Origin of the sequence: Methylomicrobium sp. Wu6, from assembly GCF_035916875.1 — a bacterium.
GTDB lineage: Bacteria > Pseudomonadota > Gammaproteobacteria > Methylococcales > Methylomonadaceae > Methylomicrobium.
In genome coordinates this window covers 44441-55750 of record NZ_JAXUHN010000054.1, presented here as the reverse complement: position 1 = coordinate 55750, position 11310 = coordinate 44441, and the positions used below count along the sequence as shown (strand labels likewise).

The 11310-nt window shown below is 51.4% G+C and carries 9 protein-coding genes; 2 read left to right on the top strand and 7 right to left on the bottom strand.

Features of this window, described 5'->3' with window-relative positions:
- Nucleotides 1-219 precede the first annotated feature (219 nt).
- The gene (locus U2W12_RS05385) at nt 220-1920 is read right to left on the bottom strand and encodes an SbmA/BacA-like family transporter (RefSeq protein WP_326499641.1); all 1701 of its coding nucleotides are present in this window, start codon (nt 1918-1920) and stop codon (nt 220-222) included.
- Nucleotides 1921-2559: 639 nt separating this feature from the next.
- On the opposite strand from U2W12_RS05385, the gene U2W12_RS05380 reads away from it, so the two are divergent.
- Together U2W12_RS05380 and U2W12_RS05375 are read left to right on the top strand one after the other, a co-directional pair.
- Complete coding sequence (locus tag U2W12_RS05380; RefSeq protein WP_326499640.1) at nt 2560-4221, top strand: DUF87 domain-containing protein; 1662 nt, start codon at nt 2560-2562, stop codon at nt 4219-4221.
- Nucleotides 4222-4325: 104 nt separating this feature from the next.
- The gene (locus U2W12_RS05375; protein ID WP_326499639.1) at nt 4326-4805 is read left to right on the top strand and encodes a peptidylprolyl isomerase; all 480 of its coding nucleotides are present in this window, start codon (nt 4326-4328) and stop codon (nt 4803-4805) included.
- 342 nt (nt 4806-5147) lie between these two features.
- Here U2W12_RS05375 and U2W12_RS05370 read toward each other — a convergent pair whose 3' ends face one another.
- From U2W12_RS05370 to hisC, 6 genes are all read right to left on the bottom strand, one after another.
- Nucleotides 5148-5453 carry an integration host factor subunit beta gene (locus U2W12_RS05370; RefSeq protein WP_326499638.1) on the bottom strand — a complete coding sequence of 102 codons (306 nt, stop codon included), beginning with the start codon at nt 5451-5453 and terminating at the stop codon, nt 5148-5150.
- 70 nt (nt 5454-5523) lie between these two features.
- The gene (gene rpsA / locus U2W12_RS05365; protein WP_326499637.1) at nt 5524-7182 is read right to left on the bottom strand and encodes a 30S ribosomal protein S1; all 1659 of its coding nucleotides are present in this window, start codon (nt 7180-7182) and stop codon (nt 5524-5526) included.
- 71 nt (nt 7183-7253) lie between these two features.
- Nucleotides 7254-7937: a (d)CMP kinase gene (gene cmk / locus U2W12_RS05360; protein WP_326499643.1), complete on the bottom strand. Its 684-nt coding sequence runs from the start codon at nt 7935-7937 to the stop codon at nt 7254-7256.
- Entirely contained in the window at nt 7937-9259 is a 1323-nt protein-coding gene (aroA, locus tag U2W12_RS05355; RefSeq protein ID WP_326499636.1) for a 3-phosphoshikimate 1-carboxyvinyltransferase, read from the bottom strand. The genes cmk and aroA overlap by 1 nt, the downstream gene beginning before the upstream one ends.
- A gap of 1 nt (nt 9260) precedes the next feature.
- On the bottom strand, nt 9261-10136 hold the full coding sequence (locus tag U2W12_RS05350; protein ID WP_326499635.1) for a prephenate dehydrogenase/arogenate dehydrogenase family protein: 876 nt from the start codon (nt 10134-10136) through the stop codon (nt 9261-9263).
- Nucleotides 10129-11241, bottom strand: coding sequence for a histidinol-phosphate transaminase (gene hisC / locus U2W12_RS05345; RefSeq protein WP_326499634.1), 1113 nt, complete (start codon nt 11239-11241; stop codon nt 10129-10131). The genes U2W12_RS05350 and hisC overlap by 8 nt, the downstream gene beginning before the upstream one ends.
- Nucleotides 11242-11310 lie beyond the last annotated feature (69 nt).

Sequence of the window (11310 nt, the reverse complement as noted above, 5' to 3'; positions counted from 1 at the left end):
TGAAATACGAGTGGCTGCCATTCCAATCGTTTACACCTACCGAACTTGAGGAGGCTATCGATGAAATCGGCGCTGGTTTTGGCTCTCAATACCAATTTACTTTCTGCTAAGCACTTACCCGTTTTGACAAGATGCGGGCTATTTACTGCTTGACGTGTTACCCAACTATATGATCTCATTAAACCTTGAGCATGTTCTTACTTGCAATATTCGCACTTGCTAAATCTTCAGTTTCCGTTGATGAAAAGCTTGGGCGGCCGGCTGATGGGTAATCGTCAAAATGCCCGTAAGAGGTAATTCATAGGCCAATAATTTAAGCATTTTCGCCTCATCATGGGGGGGGAGTGAGTCGAGAGCCTCTTGAATGAAAATCCACTGCGGCCGATGTAATAACACGCGAACTAAACCTAAATACTGTTGCTGTTCATTTGACAACACCTCTTCCCATGTATCGACTCGGTTCAATTGATTGATAAAGGCTTTTTGGCCTACTTGCTCAAGCATTTTTTCCACTTCAACCCGGTCAAAAGCGTCCTTGGATTTTGGGTAGCAAATGGCGTCAAATAACGACTTTGCAGGCAGATAAGGCTTGGGCGGCATAAAGAACATCGACTGGCCAACCGGGACTTCAATTGTGCCGGACCCCATGGGCCATAAGCCGGCAATCGCTTTAAACAGCTTTGCACCATTGTTGGTTTGATCGGAAATCAGTACATGCTCGCCCGCTTGGATTTCATTATTGACAACTAACGAAAGCTTTTCACCTTCCAGGCTTTCCAGTCTGACGTTATTGAACTGTAGTGCCGAAACATTGGCTTCGTTCACATGTATCTGATGTGAATTCGAATGGGAAATGTCATGTTCCAGATTATCAAGAGCACTCATGAATTCTAAAACCCGCTCGACCGAGGTTCGCCATTTGGCGATCTGGGTCATATTGTCGACTGGCCACGACAAAGCGGAAACCATGTGCTGAAAGGCCTGCACAGATTGAATCAGCATCCCCAATGAAATAGCACCGGCTATATAACGAGGCGATGCGACTAAAATCGGCAAGGCCATGGATGTGATCGAATAGCCGGAGGTAAATAACTGAATCCGTTTCCAGGCCGTCGTTTCTTCGGCATAGGAGGCGATAACCGCTCGAAACGAATCGAGTAGCCGCTCTTTTTCGATGGTCTCGCCTCGAATCAATGCGATGGCTTGAGAATTCTTCTGGATATCGATCAGGTCGTGCCGAAAATTAGCCTCTTTGGTTTGTCTTGTATGAGTGGCTGAAGTCATCGATTTACCCATCCACCAGCCTAAAATCGAAGCACAAATTGTGTAACTGATCGAAATCCAGATCAGGTATCCCATCACCGGGACCGATACGCTTCCGAACTGAAATTCAACTCTTCCGGAAATTCCCCAAAGTATTTGGGTAAAGCTCGCCAACAGCAATAAACAATAAAACAATGAATGGCTTAACGCTACGGCATCTTCGGTCGCAATACGAATATCTTCTGCTATGCGACCGTCCGGATTGTCATGATCATTTTCGGATAAAAAGGTAATCTGATAATGACGACCTTGATGTATCCATTTGGAAATGACTTTTTCGGTCAGCCATGTCCGCCAACCAATCAATAAACGCCGTTTGACGATTAAATGGGCCGTGGTGACCGCTATACTGCCAATGAAGATCAGTGTCAATACGCCTACCTGGGTTTTTACACCGGCCATTGACCGTTGTTCAATCGCATCAAAAAGAGCGGCATTCCATTGGGTAATATAGACGGCCAGTTCAATTTGCATCACCGTTAGTACGATAAGCAATACAGTCTCACCCCATATTGTTAAGGTGTTTTTGGAATTCCAATAAGGGCCGGCCAATTTCATAAACTCAATAAAAAAATTTTCTTTATCTTTATGATTCATCAGTGATTATCCCTCGAGACATAACAGTATTATGAACATGAAAAACGCCTCATTCTGAATCACTGAAATTAGCAGCCATCTCGTTGTTTTACCAGGCCTTGCTGTGGTGAAAAACGAGTTGTCAGGTTCTCAGGCAGCTCTATAGCGGTGCATATACTAACTTTCCGGCGTCTGCTCACTAATCCAGGCCAGCCGCTCACAAATGAAATTCTTCGTCCACTCGGATGTCGATTGATGGCCAATCTGAGCCGTTCGATTTTAGTAAATCCCTTCAATTTTTGTAGTGCAAATTTAATTCTAAGATTATTTCTGTAAATGTCAGCTCAAATTGAGACTTTTACACAAAAGCAGACTAAAGAAACAAATATTGTACTTTCGATGACTGCGATCGAGCCCACGAGATGATTTCACCCCTTTCCTTTTCTTCAACTCTTCTTCGCGGGAGGGGGTTTGCAACCCCATCCCCTAAGTTTTGACAATGCTGATATTCGGAAACGTACCTAAAACGGAACGGTCGGGGCAACATGCTCCGATCGGCACGTGAGACTGCTAACTGGTTTCATCCTCTTCCTTTTTCTTCAACTCTACGCCAAACTGGTCTAATCTTGATAGCAATCCCTTATCAAGATGAGTTGTGTAATGACCGAACAGCAGCAGCCGATCCATATTGGCTATTTATCCGAAGTCCGCGGCGACGGCATGGACGCCCGCATCGCCGAGGAACACGCCAGCGAGTTGCCGATCATTAAAGTCGGCAACGAAGAAATTCTGGCCGGTCATATTGGCTCTTATGTGGTGATTCGCCAGGCGAATATCGGCGTTTTGGCGCTGGTGTTCAAGATTTGGGAAAAGGACCGCTATAACGGCGATGGCGTTCGCAAGTCGGAACGTTTCATCTCGCTGATCCCGGTCGGCGAGATTCAGGGCAACGGCCAGTTCATACGCGGCGTGCGCCATTATCCGACGCCCGGCGCGAAGGTTTATGCGATCGGACTCGACGAAATCAATGCGATATTTTCCAAATTCCGCGATTATCAGTTTTTCATCGGCCAGCTATCGGCACACAAGGATTATCATCTAAGCCTCGACCCGCGCGCGCTGTTCGGCCGGCATTTCGCGATTCTCGGGCAATCCGGTTCCGGTAAGTCGTGGACGGTGACCAGCTTAATTCAGAATACGATCCGGGCGATGCCGAGAACCCATCTTATCATGCTCGATCTGCACGGCGAATACTGCTGGAAAGACGAAAGCGGCGCGGTGCAATCGGCGTTTCCTGACGACATGGTCAATTACATTGACGCGATGGAAATGGAGATGCCGTATTGGATGATGACCTATGCCGAACTGGTCGATCTGTTCATCGATCGCGACGACAAGGGAGCGACGATCCAGATGTCTTATATGCGCGAAATCTTGCAGCAACTAAAGCGCAAGGAAGGCAAGCGACTTGGACTGCCGACCGTATCGATCGACACCCCGATTTATTTTTCTCTGGCCGAAATGTATATGCAATTCAAGGCCGCGAACGAGGAAAAAAAGGATTTCGGCAAGACACAGGGGGCGTTGTTCGGGATGTTCGACGAATTTCTGATCCGGATGCAAAGCCGCTTCAACGATGTACGCTATGACTTTCTGCTGAAGCCGAAACGCCGGAACAACTCCGAAAGCATGACCGATTTGCTGCGCGAATTTGTCGGTCTGGGCGATAAAAAAGGCAATATCACCGTGGTCGATTTAAGTTCGGTGCCGACCGACGTTCGGCCGGCCGTATCGGCGCAGGTCGGCCGCCTCGCCTATGAATTCAACTACTGGAACCCACACCGGCGCGAATTTCCGATCACGCTGATTTGCGAGGAAGCACATGCGTACATTCCGCGTGAAAAAGGCGGTCAGTTTGATGGCACCAAAAGAATGATGGAAAGGATCGCCAAGGAGGGACGGAAATACGGCGTATCGATCGGCGTGGTCAGCCAACGGCCGACCGAACTGTCCGAAACGATGTTGGCCCAATGCAGTTCATTCATCTGCCTGCGCACCACCAACCCGGATGACCAGGCCTATATCCGCGGCCTGGTGCCGGAAGCGGAAGGCGGCCTGACCGACATTCTGACTTCGCTCGGCCGCGGTGAGGCATTGGTTGTAGGAGAAGCCGCGCCGCTGCCGACACGGGTGCAGATTTACCGGCCCAATCCGGAACCGAAAAGTAATGACGTCGATTATTTTACCGGTTGGCGCGAAGGTAAGGTCGACCTCGATGTGGCGGACATCGTCAATTTGTGGCGGACGCAGACGCGGAAATAACTCTTAAGCCAAAACCTTTCTTACTGATATATCGCAATATTTTCCTGACAAATGCAGATTAAACCGATATGATAGAAACTTTTTTATCTTTATAGGTTTACAACATGCAAGTAGCTGACAATATGGCGGTTTCGATTCATTATACGCTGACCAATGACGAAGGCGAAGTGATCGACAGCTCCATCGGTAGCGACGCTCTGGTCTATCTGCACGGCAAAGGCAACATCATTTCCGGCCTGGAGCAGGCATTGGCCGGAAAAGAGGTCGGCGAGCAATTTACCGTACGCATTCCGGCGGAAGACGCCTACGGCGAATTCATGCCGGAACGGGTGCAGGTCATTCCTCGCTCGATGTTTGAAGGCGTCGACCATCTCGAAGTCGGCATGCAGTTTCATGCCGATGTCAGCTCAGGCCCAGGCGTTGTCGCCATCGTGGATATCGACGGCGACGAGATCACGATAGATGGCAATCATCCGCTGGCGGGTGTGCCATTGACCTTCGATGTCGAAATCGTCGATATCAGACCGGCTACCTCCGAAGAACTGGACCATGGTCATATTCACGGCCCTAGCTGCCATCACTAAGCGGATATAGCATTAGCCTGCAGGTGCTGCCGTAGTCCGCCGCATCCTGCGATAGCTGAATAGTAGGGCTACTGCTTTCGCTTTCCCTGAGGTTGCAAAGACAGATCGAGCGTCAAAACCCCTCTCCGTTATGCCCTATAGGCCTGAGGGAGAGGGAGCAGACACTGATAGCATGACTCGAAGACGCCTGGCATTAAAATAGAACTCTAGAAGGTACGCGATGCGTACTATCCTACGACAACAAAAGAAGGGCGTCGTATATAGACGCTCCAGCTTCAAGACGAATCAAAACGACTCAGTTGAATTAAAAAAACGGTAAGGATTTTGGCAAACCGATAACGGTTAGCCGGAAATTTCAAATTGGTCGGAGAAACTGTCCACGCGATCCCGCAATTCCTTGCCGGGCTTAAAATGCGGTACAAACTTCTTGGCCAGAGCGACCGATTCGCCAGTTTTCGGGTTCCGTCCCATGCGCGGCGGGCGCATGTGCAGTGAAAAACTGCCGAAGCCTCTGATTTCGATCCGATCGCCAGTTGACAGGGCGTGGTTCATTTTTTCGATGATGCATTTGACCGCCAGTTCGACATCCTTGATTGCCAAATGCGGCTGTTGTCTGGCCAACGCTTCGATTAATTCGGATTTTGTCACATTCAATCCCGCGAAAAATTAATAGCATGAATGGGGGCGCGCCAAGCGGCGCGCCCCTGATCGATGGTGTTTATTTTTCAATCTGCTTGAACAAGTCACCCAACGTCGGGGTCGCCGATTGTTGCGTGTAATCCTTGATTACATGAGATTCTTCGTCCTGATCCTTGGCTTTGATCGACAAAGAAATCGACTTGCTCTTCTTGTCCACGCCGATGAATTTGGCTTCGATCGTTTCGCCTTCCTTCAACAGAGTACGCGCATCTTCGACGCGGTCGCGTTGAATTTCGGAAGCGCGGATATAGCCCTCGACATTGTCGGCCAATGTCACTACCGCGCCTTTCGCATCGACTTCCTTGATCACACCTTTGACCAAGCTGCCTTTTTCATTCGTCGCCAAGAAGTTTTGGAACGGGTCTTGCTCCAATTGCTTGATGCCCAGCGAGATACGTTCACGCTCAGGATCGACCGCCAAAATCACGGTCTCGAGCTCATCGCCTTTCTTGTAGTCGCGCACTGCGGTTTCGCCGTCGTCCGCCCACGAAATATCGGACATATGCACTAGACCGTCGATGCCGCCATCCAGGCCGATGAAGATGCCGAAATCGGTAATCGATTTAATCTTGCCTGATATCTTGTCACCTTTATTATGGGTCGCTGCAAATTCATCCCAAGGGTTGATCTTGCACTGTTTCATACCCAGTGAAATACGGCGGCGTTCTTCGTCGATTTCGAGGATCATCACTTCGACTTCGTCACCCAACTGCACCAGCTTGGACGGATTGACGTTTTTGTTGGTCCAGTCCATTTCGGAGACATGCACCAAACCTTCGACGCCTTCTTCGATCTCGACGAAGCAGCCGTAATCGGTCAGATTGTTGACCTTACCGAATACACGGTGGCCGGCAGGATAACGGCGGCCGATGTTTTGCCATGGGTCTTCACCCATTTGCTTCATGCCCAGCGACACGCGATTCTTGTCCTTGTCGTATTTCAGAACCTTGACCTTGACTTCCTGACCGATCTCGACGCATTCGGAAGGATGACGCACACGACGCCACGCCATGTCGGTGATGTGCAGCAAGCCGTCAATGCCGCCGAGGTCGATGAACGCGCCGTAATCGGTCAAGTTCTTCACGACACCGGTCACAATCGCGCCTTCTTCGAGCGTCTTCAGCAACTCTTCCCGTTCGACGCTGTATTCCTTCTCAACGACCGCGCGGCGAGACAACACGACGTTATTGCGTTTTTGGTCGATCTTGATAACCTTGAACTCGAGGTCACGGTTTTCCAGGAAAGTGGTGTCGCGGATAGGACGCACGTCGACCAGCGAGCCTGGCAAAAAAGCACGCAATGCACCGACCGCAACGGTAAAACCGCCGCGAACTTTGCCATTGATGCGGCCGACAACGGTCTCGCCTTTCTCGAAGGCGTTTTCTAGTTCGAACCAAGCCTTATTTCTCTTCGCTTTGTCACGCGACAGAAGAGTAGCTCCCAAGCCGTCTTCGAAAAGATCCAGCGCGACTTCAACTTCGTCGCCGATTTGGACTTCCAATTCGCCATCATTGTTTAAAAACTGCCACTTCGGAATCACGCCTTCCGATTTGGCATGCGTGCTGACAATGATCATGTCATTTTCAATATCAACGACGGTGCCGATCAGCATGTCGCCGGGCGACATTTTGGTCTTGTTTAAACTTTCTTCAAGTAACGCAGCAAAGCTTTCGCTCATTTTGTTTGTATCCCGCCAACCAAAAAACGGCCGGCATTAATAAATGTTAAAGTTGAAAAAAACCGCAAATCTCAGGATTGCGATCGTTCGTTTAATCCGGTGCGGACTAAATTCAGAACTTCCTCGACGACTGAGTCTATCGTCATATCGGAAGAATCGAGGTAAAGCGCATCGCTCGCCATCGCCAGTGGGGCCGTTGCCCGTTCCCTGTCGCGGCGATCACGCTCTTCTATCTCGTTTGTTATTTGTATTAGGTTAGCATCAATTCCTTTTTCTATCAACTGTTTATACCGCCGCATCGCTCTTTCGCCGACGCTCGCGGTCAAAAACACCTTGAAAGGCGCCTCCTTGAACACGACGGTGCCCATATCCCGGCCATCCGCGACCAGTCCTGGCAACTGTTTGAAATCGCGCTGTTTTTGCAACAATACGCGGCGAACGTCGGGAATCGCGGCGACTGTCGATGCGATCGCGCCTGTGCTTTCCAATGGAATCTCGGCGGTCACGTCGATACCATTCAGTCTAACGGTCAGATCAATCTCACATTCAAATTCGAGATGCATCTTTTCTGCGACACTAACGATCGCCGCTTCATCGGCAAGGTCCACTCCCTGTTTCGCCACGGCCAGCGCCAGCGAACGGTAAATCGAGCCGCTGTCCAGATAATGCCAGCCGAGTTTTTTTGCGGCCAGTCGGCTGACCGTGCCTTTGCCGGCGCCACTCGGCCCGTCGATCGTCAACACCGGAATCGACATCATGCCTCCATGACGCTGATGTCGAGACCGAGCCGTTTGACCAAGTCTTTGAATTCGGGGAACGAAGTATTCACGTTCAGGCAGTCCAGGATCGTGATCGGAGCGTTCGCACGCAGACCCGCGATCGAAAACGCCATCGCAATCCGGTGATCGCCATGCGATTCGACCGTGCCGCCGCCGATAGGATTGCCTCCTTGAATGACCATCCCGTCCGGGGTCGGCTCCGCATTGACGCTCAAAATCTTGAGACCATCGGCCATCACCTGAATTCTATCGGATTCCTTGACGCGTAGCTCTTCCGCACCGGTCAGGCGGGTCTGCCCTTCCGCGCAGGCCGCCGCGACAAACAGCACCGGAAACTCATCGATTGCAAGCGGCACCAGCTCTTCCGGAATATCGATGCCTTTCAATCGACTATATGTGACATGCAAATCGGCGACCGGTTCTCCGCCGACGATACGTTCATTCAACACTTCAATATTCGCGCCCATCAATTTTAAAATGTCGATCACACCGGTACGGGTCGGATTGATGCCGACATGCTTCAGCAGCAGATCGGAACCCGGCGCAATCGACGCGCCGACCAGGAAAAATGCGGCCGAGGAAATGTCGCTCGGCACGTCGATTTCACTCGCGGTCAATTTACCGTTCGCATTGACCGTAACCTTGTTGCCTTCTTTGTTGACAGGATAGTTGAAGCCGGACAACATCCGCTCGGTGTGATCGCGCGTCGGCGCCGGCTCGGTCACCGAAGTTTCGCCCTGAGCATACATGCCGGCTAAGAGCAGGCAGGATTTGACCTGCGCACTCGCCATCGGCATCGTGTAATCGATACCCTGCAGTTGCCCGGCCTTGCCGGTAATATATAATGGCGCGGTGCCTTTTTCGGTCGTTTTGATCTCAGCGCCCATCGTTTTTAAAGGCTCGGTGACTCGTTTCATCGGCCGGCCCGACAAGGACTTGTCGCCGGTCAGCACCGAATCGAACGCCTGACCGGCCAGAAGGCCGCTGAGCAATCGCATCGAGGTACCGGAATTGCCGAGATACAGTTCTTTTTCCGGCGCTTTTAAGCCATGCTTGCCGACGCCGTGAATAGTCAGCTCGCCGTTGACAGGGCCTTCGATCTTGACGCCCATGTCCCGAAATGCTTGCAGGGTCGCCAGCGCATCTTCCGCTTCGAGAAAGCCTTTGACATGGGTAACCCCATCGGCCAAGGAACCCAGCATGATCGATCTGTGTGAAATCGATTTATCCCCCGGCACACGTGCCTCGCCCTGTAAACTGCCGCCCGGATTGACTTTGAAAGTAATGGATTTGCTCATATTAATTTTCTAACTGATCTAAAAAGCGTTGCCGTGCATTTCGGGCATACGAGAAGGTTTCAAAAAGGCGCCGGCCGTCGTTATCCGCCAGCAGTTGTTCAATCTTGTCCAATTCACTCTTCAGTTGATGCAGCAAGGGGATCAACTGGTCCTTATTCGCGGTGCAGATGTCCCGCCACATGGTCGGATCGCTCGAGGCAATTCGGGTAAAATCACGAAAACCGCCGGCCGCGTACTTGAAGATTTCGCACTGTTCGTCTTGCCGTCCGAGCATATCGACCAGCGCGAACGCGAGCAAATGCGGTAAATGGCTGGTCGCGGCCAGGATTGCGTCGTGGTGCTCCGCGCTCATAACCGAGACGAACGAACCCATGCGCTCCCAGAATGCCTGGATTTTGCTTAATGCGGCGGGTTCGGTATGAGGCAGCGGGGTGATGATCAGGCGACGGTGTAAAAACAAATCAGGCAGCGAGGCCTCGACGCCGCTGTTTTCGGCACCCGCGATCGGATGCGCGGGCACCAGGTTGTCTGGAACGAAACCGAACACGCGCTCGGCGGCTGCAACCACATTGCTTTTGGTGCTACCGACGTCGCTATAGACACATTCGTTTGACCAATAAGGCTTCAGTAGCGCAAAGACCGCTTCGACCGCGCCGACCGGCACCGCAACCACGACCGCATCCGCCCCATTGAGCGCCGGCTCAATGTCGAGAAAAAAATCGTCGATAACCCCTAACCGTTTGGCGGTTTCAAGATTTTGCCGTTCCTGTTCCCGGCCATAACCGACGATGCATCCGGCCAATCCATGGCTTCGCGCGGCACGCGCAATGGAACCGCCGATAAGGCCGACGCCGATAATGCACAGCCTTTCAAACATTATTAAGGCAATCGGTCAATGCCTGCAAAAACAGGTTGTTTTCTTCCGGGGTGCCGATACTGATGCGGAGGTGATTCGGCATATCGTAATTCGCGACCGGTCTGACGATCACGCCTTTGCGAAGCAAGCCCTCATAGACCGGATAGGCAGGCTCGCTCAAATCGACTGAAACAAAATTGCCGGCTGACGGGATCCAGTTCAGCCCCAAATTGCTAAATCCTTCGGTCAATTGCTTCATGCCGAGCGTATTGTTTTTGATCGTATTTTGCAAATGCTCGCCGTCATCAAGCGCCGCTTCGGCGGCCGCCAACGCCAAAGAATTGTTGTTGAACGGCTGTCTGACTCTGTTCAGAATATCTGCCATTTCGGGGCTCGAGAAACAATATCCGATGCGCAACCCGGCCAGCCCATAGGCTTTCGAAAAAGTACGCGCAATGATCAGATTAGGACATTGGCCGAGCCAGTCGATTGTTTCTTGCTCGTCCTTCCGCCGCACGAATTCATAATAGGCTTCATCGATCACGCAGACGCAAGTAACCGGCAGGGACTTGATGAAGTTTTCCAAATGCGACTGCGACAGCAGCGTACCGGTCGGATTGTTCGGATTCGCGATGAACACCACGCGCGTCTCGGCATTCACACTTTCCCGGAATGCCTGTAAATCGTGCCCGTAATTCACCGCCGGCGCAACGACCGACTTGGCGCCGGCCGCCTGGACCACGATCGGATAGACCGCAAACGCATGCTGGGAGAAAACCGCATTCAAGCCAGGCGCCAGAAACGCGCGCGCGACCAGTTCCAAAATTTCGTTCGAACCGTTGCCGAGCGTGATTTGTGTAGGCTCGACGCTGAATTTCTTAGCCAAAGCATTTTTTAAATTGAAACCGCTACCGTCCGGATACAACGCCAATTCCGGTAACACCTTTTGCATAGCGGCCAATGCTTTCTTGCTCGGACCCAGAGGATTTTCATTCGATGCGAGCTTGATCACGCGATCGAGCCCCAATTCACGCTGCAATTCTTCGATCGGCTTGCCGGGTACATAAGGGACCAGTCGTTGAACGCCGGCAACGGCAAGCTGGTACAGAGAGGGTGGAGTAGTCATGATGTCTCGTCGTTTGGTCAGCACGGAAACTAAAAGTTTTTAGCTTGTCGGCTAGGTTAATCGCTTTCC